Consider the following 18,861-nt stretch of genomic DNA (forward strand, 5'->3'; position numbering starts at 1 on the left):
GTTAATTTATTTAACCGCTGTGATATCCAGGGGACTATATTGATCGAATTTAGATTCATCGACAGGTTTAAACAGCAACTGGGAAAACATGTACAGGCCATTTTTCCAAACTTTGAAATCGTGCCCGCCAGTCTCCAAATAATAGATATGTGGCACCTCATTTTCTGCTAAATACTCATGGGTACGGGAAGAGAATCTGAGCAATCCATCTGCATCTCCACAGGAAATCCAAAGTACTTTTAGAAGTTCTTTTGCCTTTTCAGGATCTGGAACAAGAAGTTCAGGTTCCTTCGTATTTGGAGCTGAAGAAAAACCTCCCACCCAGGCAAACTTATCCAAATTTCCCAAGCCAAAATTCAGCGATTGTCCTCCACCCATGGATAAACCTGCTATCGCACGATTTTCTCTATTGGTGAGAACAGGGTAGTTATTTTCAACATAAGGAATCAAGTCATTCAGCAAATCTTGCTCAAACGTGGCAAAGGCTTGTACTTTATCAGGAGCCATAATATTTCCACTTGCGCTATCATCCTTCATCGCTCTGCCATTTGGCATGATGACAATCATAGGGGCTAGCTTTCCATCAGCATAGAGATTATCCAAGATGATCTCTGGATGCCCTCCCTTCAGCCATTCCTTTTCATCACCACCAATTCCGTGAAGTAGGTAGAGGACTGGGTATTTTTCATTTTTGGAAAAGCCCGGAGGAGTATAAACTAGGGCCTTTCGGTGATTTCCAACAGTTTTTGAAGCATAGTTGATGGTGTCAATTTTCCCGTGGGAAATCCCATCTCTAGCCTGATCAAATCCTGATGGCGCTTCTTTTTCTATCTGCTGGGCGTGAAGTTGCCATACAATAAAGAACAATAGGAATAATAGGTTTTTTGAGCTGTTCATATAGGTTTATTAGGTTATTTACTGGGTAATAATTATTGGGCAGAAAACTTCAGGTTCATTCTTCCTGTAAGAGCTCAGCCATTTTTTTCCCATATCTGGTTCCTAACAAGCGATAACCTGCTGCCGAAAAATGAAGCCCATCCGGAATAGCCTCACAATCAGCTGAGGAAATAACATAAGAATTTGGGATAACTGTTGGTAGCGTGGCAATGATTGGGTTCATACTTGCGCACTTGCCTCCCTGCTCAGCGCTTACTAATTCGCCAGCTAAAAAGGGTACAGAATCGGGAGCTAATCCTAAATCACTTAGCAAATTGTCATAGACTCCTTCCACTTTCTTTGGCCAAGATTGGTCACCTGTATTGGACTCGCCCTGATGCAGCAATATTCCTTTGATCACCCCGTCCTTTTGGGCGATCTTTGCCAGGTCAAGCAATCTTCCATAAGGATTACCATCGTATTGGGCAATTATTTCCTTCATCCATCCCGGAGCTGTTTCTACATAGGTCTCATAGGAATCTTTCTCGAAAAGCTCAATTTTACAGCCTCCCACAGATACATTGATGATCCCGATTTTGATGCTATCGGGAAGACTTGCCGCTAATGTCCTTCCGAAATAATCGCCGGGAGTAATACCGGTATCGCATCTACTTAGCGGTGGAACTGCTGTGTACCAATTGCCCATTTCTCTGTTCAAATCTGGGCAATCCACCGCTTGTAATACCTTAAATCTGTCAATGGGCACGGTATCCTGAGCTTCAAACTGTGTATGGCCCTGCATGTTGGACTGGCCAAAACTGAGGAAAATGTAAAAATTAGGGTCTTGTGAAAATCCCTTCTGGGAGCTCAGAAAGAGTAAAAAAAGAAGAGAAAAGAAGGTGCTAGGATTTTTCATTTTAGGTTTGGGTTAGGTTTGAGAGCTTATTAGGTATTCAGGTTTTATAGGTTTTTAGATTTCAATATATAAGAATTTCCAGCTTCTGTTTTTAAGTCATAAACACTGGTTTCCCCAAGATCAGGTAAGTCGATTTGAGCGGCTGGCGAGATGATTGGATCGGCAGTGACGGGTACTTGATAGAAAGGATTCGGGTTTTCACCACGCGCTTTCATAAGACCCTTACCCTTTTCTAGAACCAATGGGTTTGGAACTCGTAAGCGCAGGTTTCCTCCGATTGTCGATTTAATTACAGCTTTTTCAATCTTCCCATCTTTCCATGTCAGTTCTACTACCTCAAATCCACCTTTGGCACGAATTCCGGTAATGCTTCCCTCCTGCCAAATGTCTGGTAAAGCTGGCAATAGATGAATTTCCCCATTTGCACTTTGAATTAACATCTCGGTAATGCCTGAAGTACAACCAAAGTTTCCATCAATCTGGAAAGGTGGGTGCGCATCAAAAAGGTTGTTGTAAGATCCGCCACCTCCCTGATTGGAACCTACAGGTGAGAGCTGATTTTGGATCAGTTTATAGGCATGATTGCCGTCCAGCATTCTTGCCCACCAGTTGACTTTCCAACCCATACTCCAACCCGTAGAAACATCTCCACGCTGGATTAAGGTGTTTTTGGAAGCTGAATACAACTCTGGAGTACGAAGCGGAGAAATTTGATTTGACGGGAATAGTCCATACAAATGGGAAATATGACGGTGATGATCATTAGGATCGTCAATATCATCCAGCCACTCCTGAAGTTGACCTTGTTTTCCTATGTGCATAGGAGGCAATTTATCACGCATTGTTCTGAGTGAGTCTGCAAAAGATTGATCTTCACCAAGCATCTCCGAAGCTTGAATCACTGCACTAAAGGCATCAAAAACCAGTTGGTTGTCCATGGTCGTACCAGCATCTAAGGAGGAACCATCGTGAGCAGCCGGAGCGTTTTCAGGAGATGTTCCTGGATTGACAACCAACCACTTATTCTCAGGATGCTCTACCAAAAAATCAACATAGAACATCGCAGCGCCTTTCAAAATCGGATAGATAGATTTCAGATAATCCATATCTCCATTGTATTGGAAATGATCCCAAAGATGCTGGCTAGTCCAAGCTCCTCCTCCACTCCAAATTCCCCAGAAAATTGCATCAACTGGTCCCGTGATTCTCCAGATATCTGTGTTATGATGTGCCATCCAACCTCTTGCTCCATACATCACTCTGGCTGTTTCCTCCCCTGCCTCTGCCATTTCAGACACCATTTTCAGAAATGGCTCATGAAGCTCAGCCAAGTTAGTTTTCTCAGCCGGCCAATAGTTCATCTGAGCATTGATGTTAATGGTGTATTTACTATCCCAAGGCGGAGACATCTGCTGATTCCAAATCCCTTGAAGGTTTGCCGGCTGTCCTCCCGGCTGGGAAGATGAGATCAACAAGTATCGTCCATACTGGTAATAGAGCGTTACTAACTGGGGGTCATCCCCTTCTCGAAAGCCTTTAAGGCGCTCATCTGTTGGGAGTTTGGAGGCTTCAGTTTCTCCTAAATTTAAACTCACTCGGTCGAAATATTTTTGATAATCTACCCGATTTGTCTTCAATAGGTCATCAAAAGATTTGGTTGAACCTTTTTTCATAAAAGCTTGGGCTCTTGCATTTTCATCACCTGTGAGATCAAGGTAGTTATTGAAATTGGTTGCTATGGAAATATAGATCGTAGCTTCGTTAGCATTCTTTACTTCTATTGAATTCTCTGATGAGCTGATCTCTCCACCTTGGTTTTTGACTTTCGCAATACTTTTGAATTTCACCTGACCTTTTACGCCTTCATGATCAGTCGTAGTACCAGAAATAGTCAATTCCTTTTCTGCATTGAGGGCAACGGTAGCATTAGGCTGAGGAGTAGCCATGGAAGCGGTGAAGGAAATTTTACCGGGTTTGCTGGCTGTCAGGTGAATTGCAATGACATTATCAGCGAAGGAAGCAATGGCTTCCCGAGTATAGGTCACACCATCCACCACATAACTCACTTTGGAAATCGCCTGAGAAATATCCAATTCTCTTCTATAATCTGTAAAAGTATCATGCCCTTCAAATGCGATTTTCAGATCTCCCACAGGCTGAAACTTCTGCCCATGTGATTTCTTGCTTTGGATGGTTTTGGCAGCCAACTGCTCCGCTTCTTTTTGTTTCCCTTCAAAAATCAATCTTCTGACTTCAGGCAGAGATGCCAAGGCATCCGGGTTATCATTTCTATTTGGACCACCGGACCAAACGGTATGCTCGTTAAGCTGAATCAGCTCCTTTTCTACATTTCCATAGATCATTGCTCCCAACCTGCCATTTCCTATCGGCAAGGCATCCGTCCATACATCAGCAGCTGGTTGCTTGTACCAAAGGGTGAGATCAGAGCTTTCCTGAGCTTTTACCTGTAGGGAAAAAGCCAGAAAAAGCACTGCAAAAAAAGTTCTTAAACAATATTTACTCGTATGCATTTTGGGTTTGTTATTACTATTCATATAATTTTCCGCAATCTTTCCAGATACTAAAATTTCTTTTCTCTCCACCTTCTTCGGTCTCAAATCTCCCGTCTTCCGTCTCCTGTCTCCCATCTTCCGTCTTCTGTCTCCCGTCTTCCGTCTTCCGTCTTTCGTCTTCTGTCTTCCGTCTCCCGTCTTCCGTCTTCCCTACATTTCAACCACCGCTTTGATCACTCCAGTCTCGGGATTCAGCCAAGACTGAAAATCATTCTTCACCTGATCAAATTTCACTTTATGAGTAATGTACTTTTCAACTGAAAGTTTTCCAGATGCCATCGCTTCCAAGACCTGATCGAAGTCTTCCCTGGTTGCATTTCTACTACTCATCAGCGTCGCTTCCCGCTTATGAAACTCAGGATGGGAAATAGCAATTTCACCTTTTTGTAATCCAACTAAGATATAGGATCCGCCATGGGCGATATATTGAAAACCTGAGTTGATCGCAGCCAAACTCCCAGTGGCATCGATCACCACATCGCAGAAATCCCCATCGGTGATTTCCTGAATCACTTCATAAGCAGATGCACCAGCTTTCACTAGATGTGGAATATTCCATTCACTCTTACAAAACTCAAGTCGCTTCTCGTTGATATCCATCGCGATCACAGTAGCTCCAGCAATCCTAGCGAATTCCATCACTCCCAATCCAATGGGACCAGCTCCGATTACCAAGACAAATTGCCCGGGCTTCACTCCTGCCCTGCACACGCCATGAGCGCCGATGGCAAAAGGTTCGGCCAATGCAAGTTGCTCCAAGCTCAGCCCTTCTTTTTTGACCAAAGAAGCAATCGGCAAGGAGACATATTCCTGCATTCCGCCATCCTCATGAACCCCAAATACGCTGATTTTCTGACAGCAATTGGGTTTACCATTTCTGCAGGCTACACAAGTCCCGCAATTGAAATAGGGAATCACCGTGACTAGATCACCTTTCGTGATTTCCTCATTAGCTCCAATTTCCACCACTTCTCCCGCCAACTCATGTCCCAAAATTCTTGGGTAAGAGAAATAAGGCTGAGTACCTTCAAATGCGTGAAGATCAGTTCCGCAAATTCCTATTCTCTTGATTTTGACAATGGCCTTTCCTTCATAAAGTACCGGCATTACCCCCTCTCTATATTCAAATTCTCCAGGTGTATTGCAAGAAAGTATTTTCATAGTTCTTGATTTAAATGAAATTCTGATAAATAGTCAGCAATCAGACCATTTTCCTTCATAATATCCCAAAATGAACCTGGGATTTTCGTGGAACAATAAGCAGCATTTGCTTGAATTCTAGCCGGAGAAGTAGAGTTGAGTGCTATGGAATTAACTCCCGGCAGCTGAAGCCCAAATTGTATGCATGCATGGGCAGGATCAATTTCCTGAGCTCTGCAAAGGCTGAAAAACTGATCTCTCCAAGTATGCCTTGGCTGATAATTTGGATCGGATTTCTCCATTATTTTGTAATCATAATGATCGCCTCCTACCAGAAATCCAGACTGAAAAACTGCCGAATTAATGATACCTACTCCTTCTTTTTCCAATTGCCTCATAAAGTGGAAAAGGGCCTCCGGATGATTATATATTGTCATGCTATTGGCAATCATCACCCAATCGAGTTTAACCTCAGCGTAAATCTTTTGGATTACTTTCCAGTTTTTAGACCCCACGCCTATTGCTTTCACTCTTCCTGCTTGTTTTAGCTCTTCCAAAGCTGCATAGCCTTCCAGAATATGTGCAAATCGCTCTTCATAATCTTCTGGCGAAAATGCCATATCCAAATATTCATCGGGATCGTGGATGGAAACCAAGAGACTTTCATATCCCTTGAGCAAGGAATTGCCCTCATCAAAACAATTGATGACTCCTTCATAACTGATATTCTGAATAGCATCATGACTAAGATTCTTCCAGACATCTTTCTCGAAAGTTGGCTCTCCCTCCAAATGTGTGCGCTGCCATCCCAGCTTATTGCTGATCAAAACTTTGTCTTTTGGCACTTGGAGGTCATTCAGGGCATTTCCCAAAGTTTCCAATGCCAAACCTGCCCCATATTTCCCTGCCGAATCGAACACTATTCCATCTGGAAAACGCTCCAAGGCTGCAGCTATCAATTCCAGTTTTTGCTCGTAGGAATAAGCTTCATAGAGATTGCCCAGAGAACTCGTCCCGAAGATCATTGAAGGTACTTGTATGCCTGTTTTTCCTAATTCCATTCTATTTAGTAATGATTCTGCCGGTAAACGATTCAAACTTTTGTTCGGCACAAATCAAGTTTATCAAAACAATTAACCAATATGATAAAAATGACCAATAGTATATTGGTCAAACGTTTGACCTAATATCCTGAAGCTCCCACTAAAACCCATTCAGCTTTCGAGCTTTTGTTCTAAATTAGGTGTGCCAAGCAGCCCAGAATGAAAAAGAAGAGAATCAGCATCACTGATATAGCCAATGCACTCAATGTAACCCCGTCCACGGTTTCCCGAGCGCTGAATGGAGGGGGAAAAGTTTCTGAGAAAAAAAGAAATGAGATTTTGGCTTTGGCAAAGGAACTTGGCTATAGACCCAATCCCATTGCTAAAAGTCTTCTTGAAAACAGGACAAATACCATTGGGCTGATTATCCCGGAATTCACGCATCATTTTTACAGCCGCATGCTTGCCGGCATAGAGAGCGTCACCTCAGAGGCAGGTTACCAACTGCTGATTTGCACCTCCAATGAAAACCAGGCCCAGGAAATAAAATCCACACAAACACTTTTGGATGCCCGTGTAGATGGGATTCTAGCCACGATCTCCAAAATGAATGACAAGTTTGAGCATATACAGGAGGAAATGGACAGTGGGACACCACTGGTGCTGGTGGATCGTTTTTCTGAGGAAATAGAAACACCCTACGTGATCTCAGATGATTTCAAGGGAGCATTTTCGGCGGTGGATTACCTGTGCGAAATCGGATGCAGAAATATCCTACATATCAAGGGTCCGGATAATCTCTCAACTACTTTCAACCGCTTTATGGGTTACAAAGAAGCGCTTCGAAAGCATGAAATCGAATTGAAAGAAGAACTTCTGCTGGAAAGTTCTGATACAAATCTGCTGGAAAAAATCAGGTTTTGCCTGACAAATCACCAAGTGGATGGTGCATTCACTTACAGTGATTACCTGGCATTTGAAATCTATAAAGTTGCAAGCGAACTTAATATCCCGATTCCTGAGCAATTGTCAGTCATTGGCTATGCCGATGAACCTATCTCCACTTACATCAACCCTACCCTAAGTACCGTAAATCAGCAGCCATTTGAAATGGGTGCATTTGGAGCCAATTACCTATTGAATAAAATCAATAATCCGGAAATCGCCTTGGAGATCAAAAATCTGGAGACTAGGTTAGTGATTAGGGGGTCTTGTAAGGGGCTGGAAGGGTGAGGAGATCAGTTGAATGGGAATTGAGAAAATGGTGGGTGGGGTAAAATATAACGTTTTGCCGCTTGGCGAAGGTGGGGATTTTCAGCACTAAACTTCATTAGATACAAAAAGCTTGAATTTAGCACTTCACTTTCATAGAAGCACCGACCCCCCGCTTTTGCAAAACGGCTATTATGGCTAGTTTTTATATTTCTGTCATAACAATTGTTAGTATTATAAGTCCTGCAAAAGTCAAAATGTAATCTATAGGATTTAATTTTCTATTGTCCTTTGGAGAGAACCAAGTCGCCATCATAAATTCTTGCTTCGTGGTGAGAAGGCTTAAAGTTCGAAAGACTGTAAAAATTATAATCATTGCTAATAGATTCAAATCATAGTCAGCGAACGTACCTATTGCTGAATTGAAATCAGGGTTGCTTTTAAGCTGTTCTACAAAATACCATTGCGATATTCCAAGTACAAACCAAATTAATGATACTGTCGGAATACGAAGTCTTTTATAATACATTAAAAACAATGAGAATGGTCCTCCAAAAGTCAGTGCAAGCAAGATCATATTTATATTCTCTTGTCTTAGTAAGGAGAATTCATATGAAACCCATATAAACGCCCCAATAAGTATATATAGTGCGACTACAACATAGTCTATTTTATCAATTCTCGTTTCGTTCATTTTTAAAATTAGCAATAACGGTTTTAATAAAGCTAGTGCGGCTTTCGGAGATTTTGAAAGTACCCAAAAATTTCTTCTTCAGACCTCATGGTCAACCGAAGACGGAGTGGCCGCATTAGCTTTATTTTGTGTTGGCACCAGTGTTTTGTTTTAATTTTCTGTCCACGGCTCTTTTCTTTTTTGGTGATCATTCTGGGAAAGGTAATGAATGGCTATCAAAACTTGAATGCTAGGGTCTTTCAGGTCGTAGTACTCAGGATTCGTGTAAACTCTTTGTTGAAGTAGCCCCATTGATTCCCAATCTCCAGCTCCCATTATCCTTTCATAATATTCTTCTAGGTCCGGATTTCGTCTTGAAAGGTCTTTTAAGAAGAGAGCATACTTCCCTTCTGTGTTAAGACCTATTGATTTGTAAGTCTTGTTCTCGCGAAGGTTTCTTGCCTTGCCGAATTCCCATATTTGTGAGAAAAGGTTAGATTCAAAGTTTGAGTATAATTCTTTCTGTTCTTCAAAGTCTACATTTTCCAAGATTGGTATGTAACCATATTCAACTAAATATGGAATTAATGAGTCAATGCACGACTTGAACTCATCAGTCGAACCGCACATTTGAGACTGAAAAAACGATTTCAGCTTTTGCAAGTCTTTAATTTCAGCCCCATTGAAGTTGTCCTTCAATTCAGTCGCACTAAATTTTTGTGAGAAACTGGAAACTGAAATTGAAATAAGAATTATGTAGAGAATACGTGTCATTTTACATTGGTGCCAACGGCTCCGCTAAGAAACGTGGGGCTTTCAGAGTTCTTGACTGTCTACCCGTGACGGACTAAACTACGAAGATTAGTGCTAGCTTTCAGTACGTGTCGCCCCATGTTTTCTTAGCGATTGTTGGCATGCGTTTTTTATTTCCATTTATAGATTAGGACATGTTTAATTATTCCTTCAATGTCCATAGAACTTTCAAATCTGTCGGTCTTTTCGTTCATCTCGAAGTCGATATTTTTTTCTTTAGAGTCCACATAAAATAAACACAGGATTTCAGGTTTGTCTTTGTTATAAACTTGTAAGTCTTCTGGTGCGAAATAGTATTCACCGTCCATTTCATCAAATAATAATTTCAATTCAGGATATATAGTTCTCACTTTATCCATCGAATCTCCAACTTTCAGACCTTTTGCAGTTTGATAATTGTCCGATAAAACTTTTACAAAACCAATCGTAGAATCTTGGTTTTTAGACCAAAAACTGATTATGGTTTTTCTATCCTTCTTGATTTGAAATCCATTTTTGTCATTAGGCGAGACTTCGTATACCGTTTCGTCAATTTTACTCAGCACTTCTGAATAAGTTTTGCCAAGTCTAATTTCCCCTGCTCCTTCAGCGTCTATTTGACCTTCAATTTTCTTCAAGTTCTTGTCGCTGCAACCGATATTGACAATCAGTAAAAGAGAGACGAGTATAATTTGATATCGATGTGTCATTTTTTTAGTGCAAGCCAACACTTGTATATGCTTAACCCCCACTAACCTATTGCGTCTATATCGCTAATATCCACAGTTCTTCGGGGATCTGCTGAGTCCAAATTAAGGATTTCGTCGAGGGGAATTGTGTGGGAGGTTAAATTTATTTTTTGAGTGAAAGAGATCAATTAGATCGGGAATTGAAAAAATGGGGTGTGAGGATAGAAGGTAACAAATATTGGTATTGCGACTATTCGGGAGCATTATCGCCTATACTGGGTTGTTGTCGTTTATTCTATGCCATTACAGCAATCATATCAAATATTTTCTCACCAAGTTCTTTATTACCCCTAATTTCCGATAATTTAATAGCTTCTTCCCTCGTCATTCCTTTGGTGAATATTTTCCAAGCATATTCATCTCTGATTCTTACTTCACTCTTTGGTTCAGCATCTATAGAGGTTAACAGTTGCCAACCATTTTCATAGTATAGAAACCAACTTTTTTCTGTTACCCCTGAAAAAGTAAATTTTACCAAATCTTTAGCTTTTCCTTCTACATCTCTATAATGATAAGGAAGTGCCCTGACAGATGTATCCAAGTATGGCAAGTACCATTCATCTTTTAACAACTCATTATCATCACCAACTGCATATCTAATTTGTTGTTGATGATGCCATTTTTCAGTGTACTCTCTAGCTATGTGAAACCAATTTTTTGATTCATTTTCACCTGCCCAAGCAACAGAAAATTCGGCTTTATCATCAGGATCTAAAGTAGTTAAGAAATCGCCGTATTCTTTTCCCGATGATTTTAGTAAATCTATAATAACTTCTGGGCTAAGTCTTTTAGTTGCTTTGACCCAATCAGCATTTAGTCTATTTAAGAAATCTAATAAATCTTCGTATGAATTTATATTATCAGGTTTCTCACCATAATATTTATCGCGTAACATTGAAAGTGTCCTCAAATTTCCATCCAGTAAGTGGACAGCAACATCTTTCACTTTCCATTTTGGGGCGATTGTTTGCTTGTTCCAATCATCAGCTGACAAACCTTCCAGTAACTTGAAGAGCAACTTGTCAAGTTCTGGTATTAGGGCAATTACATCTATCTGTTCTGGTTTTTTCATTGTTATTTTTAATCACAAACAACGCTTCTATACCCCCGCCGCCCAAACCCTATTGCGTCTATATCGCCAATATCCACAGGTCTCCGGGGTTCTGCTGAGTCCAAATTAAGGATTTCGTCGAGGAGATTTGAGCAGGAGCTGATTTTTTTTATTGGTAATGCATTTAAAAGGATTGGAAGAGAATTCAGGATAGCATCATGTCCTTTCAACCTACTATCCTGAAGCTTTAAGCTCTGAGTATTAATTTTCAACCTATTATCCTCAATGTTCAGGTTCTGAGTGTAAAATTTCAACCTATTATCCTGAAGTTTTAAGCTATTAACCTGAATATTCACTCTTTTATACTGAAGTTTTAAGCTATTAACCTGAATGTTCTTTCTTTTATACTGAAGATTCAGTAGTAACTTCTAAAACAAAAAAGCCGGATCCTCTCGAATCCGGCCTGGAGAAGTGATTAGCAACTTCTCAGCCTTAAGTTTTAATCAGGCACTTTACTCTTTTGGTGGAGATTTTTTTGGTTTACGCTCCCAGCGCACCATCAAATCTGCTACCACAGGCTTGGCACTTGGTACTCCAAGCTTGACCGCCATCTGCGCTGACTTGTAATAGGCAGTCGATGGCACCATGACTTCCGATCCTGCTTCCATCAGTGTATCATCCAGATTACTACACAGCTGGGACAGGACATTAAAAACAGACATATTTGCTTGGCAAACTGGTTATGCGGCTTATGCTGTATCCGAATCCATCGTGGAAAAAGTTTTTCAGTACATCCAAAATCAAAAGAAACATCACCAGAAATTATCTTTTCAAGAGGAGTACGAAGAATTTTGAAAATCAATGGCCTATAAAACGCATGAATGTAAGGCTATGAATATCACATTAACTTTACTGAAGTTTAAGTTTTGTTGGGCGTTCGTGCTTTATTTTATTTTTTTAAATTCTTTTCTCATTTTGTTGTCGGTAATTCTCATTGCAATCACTCCTGTAAATGGTTTACACCAAATAAATTCTTCGGTCTGTTGTTCTAAAATCACAATGTACGTATTCTCAAAAGTCAACTTATTTATTAAGAAATTCTGAGTTTTTAGATTAACTGTATCTGTAATTAGAATTCCGTCAACTATAAAAATCGGAGAATCTAAATTTTGGTCAATCGTTGTTGCTTTTCGGTTAATTAAAAGTCGTTGTCTTATGGATTCAAATTGAGATTTATTGTCTAATGCGTTTACTTTTTTCAGCCAATCAAAATTGTCCTGCCTTGTCATTTTATATGTCTGGTCAGTCGGAACTTGGCCGAACGAAAAAATGGAAATGGTCAAAAACCCTAATATGGTTAAGAATTTTTTCATTTCGTTTTTTTCAGCATGACGCCCAACGGTCTTGCAGTAGGCGAGGTGGCGCTTTTTCTCGAGTGTGTATGTGGGCCATTTTGCTTACTGAGTTTTATAGGTGTTTTTTTTATTTTCATAGTGGTCCAATGGAAAACGAAATTTCTATCACATAATTATTGTTTTCATTTTTTTCAATACTGTGCAAAGTGATAAAGCTCCTTATATCATCACCTCCAAAATCAATTTCTTCTTCCAATTTCAAGTCATACACATTCTTTGATACATAAAGATTTAATGCTTCGAGCCCATCATTTATTTTTATTGGTGCGTCAAGTTCGGGTTCAATTTCTTTCATCAATTCATAAGTCTTAACATACCAATATTTCAATGATTCTGTGTCAGCTTTGCACTTCTTAGTTTCAATTTTGAATGTTAAGGTATGATATTCACATCCCCAATTTTTAATTTGAATCAAATCACCTGAGCTTGAAGAAAATGTTTCTATTGAAGTTAAACTGTCGGCTTGTAATTGAAAATTGGCGTTGTTGTTTTTGTTGGGAATTACTATTGGTTCCGCTTGACCTCTAATACACTCTTCTCTAAGATCTTGAATGGTGATATTATCTTGGGAGAAACTAAATCTCCCTACAGCCAATCCAATAATTATTAATAAGAGAGTTTTCATTTTATTCTTAATTACCTGAAACGTTTTACAATATGGCTAGTATGGGATTGCGGGCTACGTTCCTGTTCACCAAAACCCAAGCTGGCTACGAAGCGAAAACCTTGCTGGTAGCCATTCACCTGCCATAAGCTATATGCGTTGTTGCCACCAGTGCTTTTATTAATTTTCTTGTCAGACGATAGATTATATATACAATCCCAAGTACGTTTATTACATGCCATGAATTCAGTCCGATATAAGTGATTTTTTCTTTGGTTGTCATGCTCGCTAAACTCCAATATTCACCTTCGCTTTCGGTGTAGAAATCGTCATAGTTCATGAGCAATAGTCCGAGTAGGATGTAAACTGTCAAGTCGAAAATGACTATTCCAATTCCAAGCATAATATGTTTCCACGAAATGGTCATTCTACTTTTTGAAGCTTTATCGTTTCGTGTTGGGCATTGTCGATTTCTAATGTTTTTGACTCGTATCCTTCTTTACTTACAATAATGGCCATTGGAGGACAACCAAAAATTCCACCTGAAATGCTCATTATTTCAAAGTTGCCTTTATCGTCTGTGTCTGCTTGGTCATATTCCTTATTTTCCTTCTGGACATGCGCGTTCTGAATTGGTTGCTCAGTCTGTTCGTCTATAACTGTCCCTGTTACATTTTGAACGCAATCACACGAGGTAAAAGTCGCGAGTGTCGCAAGGGTCAGTATTATTGTTAATGTTCTCATTTTTTGCATTGGTGGCAACGGCAGGGGCTATGGCAAGTGCGGGATTTTGAAACCGCTATCTTGTCCGCCTACCCTAAATTTATTTAGTTTTAATGTCTTCATTTTTAAGCAGTCAGCCCGCATTTGCTATAGCTGATGTTGGCAAGCGCTTCTTATTCTATCAACTATTGTTCAAAGACTTCAATTATCTCAGAAGGTTCAATAGGCATAGGTGGTATTGAGTTTAAAATTGAGTCATTTTCAAAATATTCTAATAATTGCTCTCCAAGTTTATAAACTGTGTCATTTTCAATGGTCATAAAAACTAACATGTTTTTTTTCCGGGAATGACTATGGAATTCAGCTACTATACCATATTCAGGGCTATAGAAATAAATCTGATTCCAAGGCCAATCATTGTGGTATATGCTAATCTTTGAAAAATTCATTTCCTGACCAGATAAATTAAATGAAGAGTTCTCTGATAATGAAATCTCAAATTCACCTAAAAGAAATTCTTGTCTATCATTTAAAAATTTTATTTCTCTAGCCTTTAAAATGGAATCAATCTCGAGCAAATATTCAAGAGTCGAATTATTATAAGGAGCCTTACCAATGGTATCGACTATCACTAAATGTTCTTCAGGATATTCTTCTATAATTTTCCATCCAACAATAGTTTGCTTGTCAGATTTCTTACATGAAAAAAGTAGAATAAGAGATGCAGAAAGAAAGATGTATTTGTATTTCATAGTGATTGCCAACGGTTTGGCTAAGAAACGTGCGGGTCTTGGAACACGTCACTTTCAACCGAGAACCAAGTTTATTTTGTATACTAAATTTCATTTTACCACTTCTGCCCTCATGTTTTCTTAGCCTTTGTTGGTGTGTCGTTTTTTATTTCCTTTCATCAATGTTATAGAATCAATAATTATGATCATTAAGTATATAGCTAAAATTATCCCACTGATTGGTAAAGTAAAAAGTATCAACCATGGTAGTGCCATCCAAGCACAGTTTCCTTCATGACACGGCTCTCCTGTTGAAATTTCTGTTAACCAACCACCAAAAAGTCCGATTATAGCTGGTGATAATCCACAAAAGACAATTATGGCTAACCATATAGGAAACCGTGTCAAATAGTGTTTTTTATTTTGAATGATTATCCCCAACTCTCTACGCTTTAAAATTGAACGTTATTGCTGTATCGAATGGCGTCAATTACCTGGCTTTCCATTTTTTCAGTTCGTCCGACCCAAATTGTTTTTTTGTGTGAGGTGTAGTGCCATGTAAATACGTGAACGATAGAGTCCGTTAGGATTTCCTTTTTATTTAGAATTCCACCATCAAATTCGTTCAGGTTGTCATTTATGTTCACTTTGTATTGTCTGTTGGGGTCAGTCTGAAAATACTTTTTATGAGCATAGTCAAAATTCCGTCCGATTAGTTCATCTATCGTCTTAACGGGTTCGTTCCAAATGTCGAAATACCATGAGGAAGTTAGTCCGACAATGATTATTGATAGTATGACTATGAGTTTCTTCATTTTAAATGCACGCCAACGGTTGGGGCAGGCAGCGTGGCGGCTTTAGCGCATTTTTCTTTCGAGATAGCATTTTAGCTACTTGTTTGCTTTGATGATTACTTTTGCGGATCAATTAGCCATGCTGCTTGCCTTGTGTTAGGTGCTGTATTCATCTATTATTTTTGCGCTCAAAACCATTTTTTGATGCGGTGTATATTTTATGAGCAGCGTTTGTCCTATTTTAGGAACGTTTGACTTCAAATTATCCTCTTCAAAATCTATATCGGCAACCTTGAATCCATTATTTAAAATATAGTTCGTCTGCCCTTTGCTTATTTTTGTTTTTTGAATCGTAGTTTGGCGAATAAGCTTAATTCCGCCTCTAATATCTTTCTTTGTTCTGATCAATGGCACCATAGATACAGTAAAACATAAATATATAGCTAGCAAGCATCCAATCGATATTACTATTAAAATCATATCCAATGGTTTTTTCAAAACAACCATCAGCAAGGTGAAAACTGTAATACTAAAGGCCGAAATCTTTAAGATTTTTATTTTAGTACTTTCGTAAAATTCAACCCCTTCTTTAAGAAACAAGATCTCTTCTTCTGTTAAATTTTCCTCCATTTATATATAGCACCTAACGATTAGTATATGAAGCGTAGCATCCCGCAGGGTGCTATGATTCCTATACAGTGTTACCACCTTTTTTTATTCTGTTATAGTTTCATTTTCCAATAGTTCCGTGTCAACTGTTGGCTTATTGAGTTTCCATAACCAATATAGACCTCCTAATGGAATTCCAAAAGTCCAAGCAGTACTTAGATAACCCATATAACTAAAGCTAATTCCAAATAGAATTTGAAAACTTAGTAAACTAAATGAAAGTCCATTTACTGCACTATAAGTTATGGCTGGTACGTTAAGGAAAATTACAGCGATGTATTTTAACCACTTTTTATTTAAATCACTTTTCTTAATCTTTCTGATTATCCAAATATTGAAAATTGGTATGCAAATGGCTAAGAGTCCAAATAGCCAAAACATCATCATATTCGGAATAGGTTCTTTTATATCGAGTGTTTTGATGTTGTATATCTTATTCGAATTATCATCAAAAATTATTTCAAAAACTCCGAATTCAGTGTCGTTCGAGAATTCGATTTGAGCTTTCGTTGTGTTTGGTGCCGTACTTTCTCCTTCAACCGTGGACATAGTTTTATTTGCGGTCATAAATCTGTAGTCCAATTCAGTTCCAAAATTATTTACAACTAGCTGGCGGAAATTAGCTAAACCTACTTTTAGAGTGTCAAGATTGGTGTTTTTAAATCCATCGTGCTCTGTCGCCATATAGGTTAAGCTTTTTTCATAATCCTCTTTTATCAAAGCTTCTACAAATCCTTCAGTTGTGTCTTTGTAAGTAAATGCATTGTTAATGAAATCACAGCTTGTAAGAAGTGATACAGTTAATATCAGAAGTGAAGTTTTTGTCAGTCTATTCATTTTTTACTAATTGGTGGTAACGGTCCGGCTATGCGCAGTGCGGGATTAAAAAGCTGAAACTTTCCATCTGGCACAAACGGTAGCCAAAGCTGCGTTTTGTGTTTTTAAATTTATTCAACAAAACGTCAAAGCGGAGCTTTGGTGGGCTAAAGGCACCGACCTTTCTGTTTTTCCTTCAGCCCGCATTGCGTATAGGTATTGTTGGCGGGTCGTGTTTTTTTTTATTCACTTTCTAATTCCTTGTCGATAACCCACTCTGAATCCACAATGAATTCAATTTGGATTAAATCGTCTTTTTCAATTTCGTCAAAATAGGTTAGAGCTGAACCTTTCATAAATGCAATACTAAAACTGTCTTCCACATTTACTGAATCCCAAGTCCAACCGCCATTTGGTAATTCAACTTTACAGTCTTTCCCTTCTATTATTTTCCCTTTGAAGTGAAACCAACCACCGTAATGGTGAAGACCACTTTCAAGTCGTGCCATGTGATAAATTTCAGATTCCTTTTTATAGTCAATTCCGAATTCTGATAGCACGTTTTTTATTTCGTCTGGATAAATGTTTTCTCTATTGGCTACAAAATTTTTGCAGTCGTTGCAACCACAGCCTTCTGGACTTCCAAATTCCACTTTGTCGTAGATTCCTTTGGTTCGCCCATAGTTGACTTCAAAAGTCCATTCTCTATATTTTACTGTTTTAGTTGTCATTTTTTACATGCCCGCCAACACTTGTATATACACAACCCCTCTACCCTATTGCGTCTATATCGCTAATGTCCACAGGTCTTAGGGATTCTGCTGAGTACAAAATAAGGATTTCGTCAGAGGGTTTTGAGCAGGGGTTGGAATTTATTTTTAGGATGATAGTTCTGAGATTTTTCAGAGCGTATGTCCATTCAGGATAGTTCCATCTTTTACGGTCTTTAGGTAGCTGATGACCTTACCGTCTTCCCCCACTTCGCATACCCGATAGGAAGGAAATGGATTACCCCAGCTTCCGCCGAAGTGCCCTGACCATAGAAAGGGTTTTTTACGGTAAATCATCTGCCCATCCACGTCATGATCATGTCCATGGAAAGTTGCCCGCACATTCGGGTAAGAAGTGATTAGGTTTAGGAAGTCCGTACAGGGTACTCCATGCCGGGTCCAGTCGTTTTGGGAGATGTGGACAAAGACAAAAACCTGAGGAAGGGAGGCGAATTGATCCAGAATGCTTTTGGCAAAGTCTAGGTTGGCGCAGAGGTATTCTCCTTTTTCATTGGAACAGTCCAGCAGCAGGATGCCGGAGTCCTTGGCTTGGAAGGAAAAGTTGGTCGTCTGTCCCATGATTTTCTCAAAGTCCGCCTCATTTACCCTGTCGTGGTTGCCTCGGGTGACATAGTGAGGTACTTGCAGGCGGTTATACACTTCCTTGACCTGTGGTAAAAGTGTGGGGTCATCGTGAATCAGATCCCCATTAAAAACCACAAAATCCACCTCCTTTTCCCTGTGGATGGCCTCGATCAAGTTGCTATGGGAAGTTTCGTAATCTGTATCAGGCTGCCCCCAGTGCCCATCTGAAGCGGTGATGAATTTGAGTCGGGTAGCTTTAGGGAAATCCATTTTCCCGTAAAGCATAAAAGGCATAGTCATAATCGAAGTGCCGATAAGGCTGATTTTTTGAAGAAAAGGTCTGCGGTTCATGGGTTTAAAATAGGGTTTTAGGAAGAAGGATGAAAGGGTTTTTTCTATGGTCGGCTTGAGATCAGTCCATCTTTACTTGCATAAGCTCAGCTTCTAGAACAAATCACTTGGCACTCGCAAGCTGCACTTCACTAGGTCAGCTGTAATAGTATTTCACCGCTCTGTCAAGGCAATAGCTAATAGTTGCTGGGAAAGGCAATGTGTAAAATATCAAAGCAAAGATGCTAGCGCTAGATTCACTCTTCAATCAAAAACTTACTACTTTACAACGTAACTAGTCCGGGTTAGGACAAAATAATTTGATTATCCGCAATGATGCCAGTCCCCATAGAATCTTTGGTACTCAGGCTGGAATACCGATACTTCGGCTATGCTGAG

The 18,861-nt window shown here is 39.4% G+C and carries 21 protein-coding genes and 2 pseudogenes; 3 read left to right on the plus strand and 20 right to left on the minus strand.

From position 1 onward, the window contains the following. Positions 1-15: 15 nt before the first annotated feature. The 5 genes and pseudogenes from QOL76_RS01555 to QOL76_RS01575 all read right to left on the minus strand — a co-directional run. Positions 16-897, minus strand: a pseudogene (locus tag QOL76_RS01555) (alpha/beta hydrolase); the annotation flags it as partial. Positions 898-952: 55 nt separating this feature from the next. Then, complete coding sequence (locus QOL76_RS01560; protein ID WP_283411264.1) at positions 953-1,792, minus strand: sialate O-acetylesterase; 840 nt, start codon at positions 1,790-1,792, stop codon at positions 953-955. 44 nt (positions 1,793-1,836) lie between these two features. Continuing rightward, positions 1,837-4,323: a glycoside hydrolase family 95 protein gene (locus QOL76_RS01565; protein ID WP_283411265.1), complete on the minus strand. Its 2,487-nt coding sequence runs from the start codon at positions 4,321-4,323 to the stop codon at positions 1,837-1,839. A gap of 192 nt (positions 4,324-4,515) precedes the next feature. Then, positions 4,516-5,526 carry a zinc-binding alcohol dehydrogenase family protein gene (locus tag QOL76_RS01570; protein WP_283411266.1) on the minus strand — a complete coding sequence of 337 codons (1,011 nt, stop codon included), beginning with the start codon at positions 5,524-5,526 and terminating at the stop codon, positions 4,516-4,518. Next, positions 5,523-6,566, minus strand: a complete 1,044-nt coding sequence (locus tag QOL76_RS01575; RefSeq protein WP_283411267.1) for an aldo/keto reductase — start codon at positions 6,564-6,566, stop codon at positions 5,523-5,525. The genes QOL76_RS01570 and QOL76_RS01575 overlap by 4 nt, the downstream gene beginning before the upstream one ends. 201 nt (positions 6,567-6,767) lie before the next feature. On the opposite strand from QOL76_RS01575, the gene QOL76_RS01580 reads away from it, so the two are divergent. Then, positions 6,768-7,781 (plus strand): LacI family DNA-binding transcriptional regulator, encoded by a 1,014-nt coding sequence (locus QOL76_RS01580; RefSeq protein ID WP_283411268.1) that lies wholly within the window; start codon positions 6,768-6,770, stop codon positions 7,779-7,781. Between the two features lie 184 nt (positions 7,782-7,965). Here the strand turns inward: QOL76_RS01580 and QOL76_RS01585 are convergent, their stop codons facing one another. The 5 genes from QOL76_RS01585 to QOL76_RS01605 form a co-directional block, all read right to left on the minus strand. Beyond that, positions 7,966-8,454, minus strand: a complete 489-nt coding sequence (locus QOL76_RS01585) for a hypothetical protein (RefSeq protein ID WP_283411269.1) — start codon at positions 8,452-8,454, stop codon at positions 7,966-7,968. A 150-nt stretch (positions 8,455-8,604) separates the two neighbouring features. Further along, on the minus strand, positions 8,605-9,207 hold the full coding sequence (locus QOL76_RS01590; RefSeq protein WP_283411270.1) for a hypothetical protein: 603 nt from the start codon (positions 9,205-9,207) through the stop codon (positions 8,605-8,607). Between the two features lie 149 nt (positions 9,208-9,356). Further along, entirely contained in the window at positions 9,357-9,935 is a 579-nt protein-coding gene (locus tag QOL76_RS01595; RefSeq protein WP_111320394.1) for a hypothetical protein, read from the minus strand. Between the two features lie 274 nt (positions 9,936-10,209). Beyond that, a complete protein-coding gene (locus tag QOL76_RS01600) occupies positions 10,210-11,046 on the minus strand; it encodes a maleylpyruvate isomerase N-terminal domain-containing protein (protein ID WP_283411271.1) in 837 nt (278 codons plus the stop codon). Between the two features lie 8 nt (positions 11,047-11,054). Then, on the minus strand, positions 11,055-11,381 hold the full coding sequence (locus tag QOL76_RS01605; protein WP_283411272.1) for a hypothetical protein: 327 nt from the start codon (positions 11,379-11,381) through the stop codon (positions 11,055-11,057). A 115-nt stretch (positions 11,382-11,496) separates the two neighbouring features. Here QOL76_RS01605 and QOL76_RS01610 point away from each other — a divergent pair, with 115 nt between their 5' ends. Beyond that, the gene (locus QOL76_RS01610) at positions 11,497-11,652 is read left to right on the plus strand and encodes a hypothetical protein (RefSeq protein ID WP_283411273.1); all 156 of its coding nucleotides are present in this window, start codon (positions 11,497-11,499) and stop codon (positions 11,650-11,652) included. Positions 11,653-11,748: 96 nt separating this feature from the next. Then, a pseudogene (locus QOL76_RS21260) lies at positions 11,749-11,880 on the plus strand (IS200/IS605 family transposase); the annotation flags it as partial. Positions 11,881-11,969: 89 nt separating this feature from the next. Here QOL76_RS21260 and QOL76_RS01620 read toward each other — a convergent pair. The 10 genes from QOL76_RS01620 to QOL76_RS01665 form a co-directional block, all read right to left on the minus strand. After that, on the minus strand, positions 11,970-12,398 hold the full coding sequence (locus tag QOL76_RS01620; protein WP_283411275.1) for a hypothetical protein: 429 nt from the start codon (positions 12,396-12,398) through the stop codon (positions 11,970-11,972). Between the two features lie 115 nt (positions 12,399-12,513). Beyond that, positions 12,514-13,065, minus strand: a complete 552-nt coding sequence (locus QOL76_RS01625; protein WP_283411276.1) for a hypothetical protein — start codon at positions 13,063-13,065, stop codon at positions 12,514-12,516. A gap of 115 nt (positions 13,066-13,180) precedes the next feature. Further along, positions 13,181-13,447 carry a hypothetical protein gene (locus tag QOL76_RS01630; RefSeq protein WP_283411277.1) on the minus strand — a complete coding sequence of 89 codons (267 nt, stop codon included), beginning with the start codon at positions 13,445-13,447 and terminating at the stop codon, positions 13,181-13,183. Positions 13,448-13,467: 20 nt separating this feature from the next. Further along, positions 13,468-13,788, minus strand: coding sequence for a carboxypeptidase-like regulatory domain-containing protein (locus tag QOL76_RS01635; protein WP_283411278.1), 321 nt, complete (start codon positions 13,786-13,788; stop codon positions 13,468-13,470). 164 nt (positions 13,789-13,952) lie between these two features. Then, the gene (locus QOL76_RS01640) at positions 13,953-14,519 is read right to left on the minus strand and encodes a hypothetical protein (protein WP_283411279.1); all 567 of its coding nucleotides are present in this window, start codon (positions 14,517-14,519) and stop codon (positions 13,953-13,955) included. A gap of 431 nt (positions 14,520-14,950) precedes the next feature. After that, positions 14,951-15,313: a hypothetical protein gene (locus QOL76_RS01645; RefSeq protein ID WP_283411280.1), complete on the minus strand. Its 363-nt coding sequence runs from the start codon at positions 15,311-15,313 to the stop codon at positions 14,951-14,953. A gap of 135 nt (positions 15,314-15,448) precedes the next feature. Continuing rightward, entirely contained in the window at positions 15,449-15,922 is a 474-nt protein-coding gene (locus QOL76_RS01650; RefSeq protein WP_283411281.1) for a hypothetical protein, read from the minus strand. A gap of 84 nt (positions 15,923-16,006) precedes the next feature. After that, positions 16,007-16,798 (minus strand): hypothetical protein, encoded by a 792-nt coding sequence (locus QOL76_RS01655; protein WP_283411282.1) that lies wholly within the window; start codon positions 16,796-16,798, stop codon positions 16,007-16,009. Between the two features lie 221 nt (positions 16,799-17,019). Then, the gene (locus tag QOL76_RS01660; protein WP_283411283.1) at positions 17,020-17,508 is read right to left on the minus strand and encodes a hypothetical protein; all 489 of its coding nucleotides are present in this window, start codon (positions 17,506-17,508) and stop codon (positions 17,020-17,022) included. A 171-nt stretch (positions 17,509-17,679) separates the two neighbouring features. After that, entirely contained in the window at positions 17,680-18,483 is an 804-nt protein-coding gene (locus tag QOL76_RS01665; protein ID WP_283411284.1) for a metallophosphoesterase family protein, read from the minus strand. Positions 18,484-18,861: the final 378 nt, after the last annotated feature.

The organism is Algoriphagus winogradskyi (genome assembly GCF_900182815.1).
Classification (GTDB): Bacteria; Bacteroidota; Bacteroidia; order Cytophagales; family Cyclobacteriaceae; genus Algoriphagus; species Algoriphagus winogradskyi.

What these genes read in the sequence shown, in the direction of transcription:
- QOL76_RS01660 (WP_283411283.1), bottom strand. Translation starts at nt 17,508, where the DNA reads ATGACAACTAAAACAGTAAAATATAGAGAATGGACTTTTGAAGTCAAC.
- QOL76_RS01645 (WP_283411280.1), bottom strand. Translation starts at nt 15,313, where the DNA reads ATGAAGAAACTCATAGTCATACTATCAATAATCATTGTCGGACTAACT.
- QOL76_RS01620 (WP_283411275.1), bottom strand. Translation starts at nt 12,398, where the DNA reads ATGAAAAAATTCTTAACCATATTAGGGTTTTTGACCATTTCCATTTTT.
- QOL76_RS01590 (WP_283411270.1), bottom strand. Translation starts at nt 9,207, where the DNA reads ATGACACGTATTCTCTACATAATTCTTATTTCAATTTCAGTTTCCAGT.
- QOL76_RS01630 (WP_283411277.1), bottom strand. Translation starts at nt 13,447, where the DNA reads ATGCTTGGAATTGGAATAGTCATTTTCGACTTGACAGTTTACATCCTA.
- QOL76_RS01565 (WP_283411265.1), bottom strand. Translation starts at nt 4,323, where the DNA reads ATGCATACGAGTAAATATTGTTTAAGAACTTTTTTTGCAGTGCTTTTT.
- QOL76_RS01635 (WP_283411278.1), bottom strand. Translation starts at nt 13,788, where the DNA reads ATGAGAACATTAACAATAATACTGACCCTTGCGACACTCGCGACTTTT.
- QOL76_RS01595 (WP_111320394.1), bottom strand. Translation starts at nt 9,935, where the DNA reads ATGACACATCGATATCAAATTATACTCGTCTCTCTTTTACTGATTGTC.
- QOL76_RS01585 (WP_283411269.1), bottom strand. Translation starts at nt 8,454, where the DNA reads ATGAACGAAACGAGAATTGATAAAATAGACTATGTTGTAGTCGCACTA.
- QOL76_RS01580 (WP_283411268.1), top strand. Translation starts at nt 6,768, where the DNA reads ATGAAAAAGAAGAGAATCAGCATCACTGATATAGCCAATGCACTCAAT.
- QOL76_RS01640 (WP_283411279.1), bottom strand. Translation starts at nt 14,519, where the DNA reads ATGAAATACAAATACATCTTTCTTTCTGCATCTCTTATTCTACTTTTT.
- QOL76_RS01575 (WP_283411267.1), bottom strand. Translation starts at nt 6,566, where the DNA reads ATGGAATTAGGAAAAACAGGCATACAAGTACCTTCAATGATCTTCGGG.
- QOL76_RS01600 (WP_283411271.1), bottom strand. Translation starts at nt 11,046, where the DNA reads ATGAAAAAACCAGAACAGATAGATGTAATTGCCCTAATACCAGAACTT.
- QOL76_RS01570 (WP_283411266.1), bottom strand. Translation starts at nt 5,526, where the DNA reads ATGAAAATACTTTCTTGCAATACACCTGGAGAATTTGAATATAGAGAG.
- QOL76_RS01560 (WP_283411264.1), bottom strand. Translation starts at nt 1,792, where the DNA reads ATGAAAAATCCTAGCACCTTCTTTTCTCTTCTTTTTTTACTCTTTCTG.
- QOL76_RS01650 (WP_283411281.1), bottom strand. Translation starts at nt 15,922, where the DNA reads ATGGAGGAAAATTTAACAGAAGAAGAGATCTTGTTTCTTAAAGAAGGG.
- QOL76_RS01625 (WP_283411276.1), bottom strand. Translation starts at nt 13,065, where the DNA reads ATGAAAACTCTCTTATTAATAATTATTGGATTGGCTGTAGGGAGATTT.
- QOL76_RS01655 (WP_283411282.1), bottom strand. Translation starts at nt 16,798, where the DNA reads ATGAATAGACTGACAAAAACTTCACTTCTGATATTAACTGTATCACTT.
- QOL76_RS01665 (WP_283411284.1), bottom strand. Translation starts at nt 18,483, where the DNA reads ATGAACCGCAGACCTTTTCTTCAAAAAATCAGCCTTATCGGCACTTCG.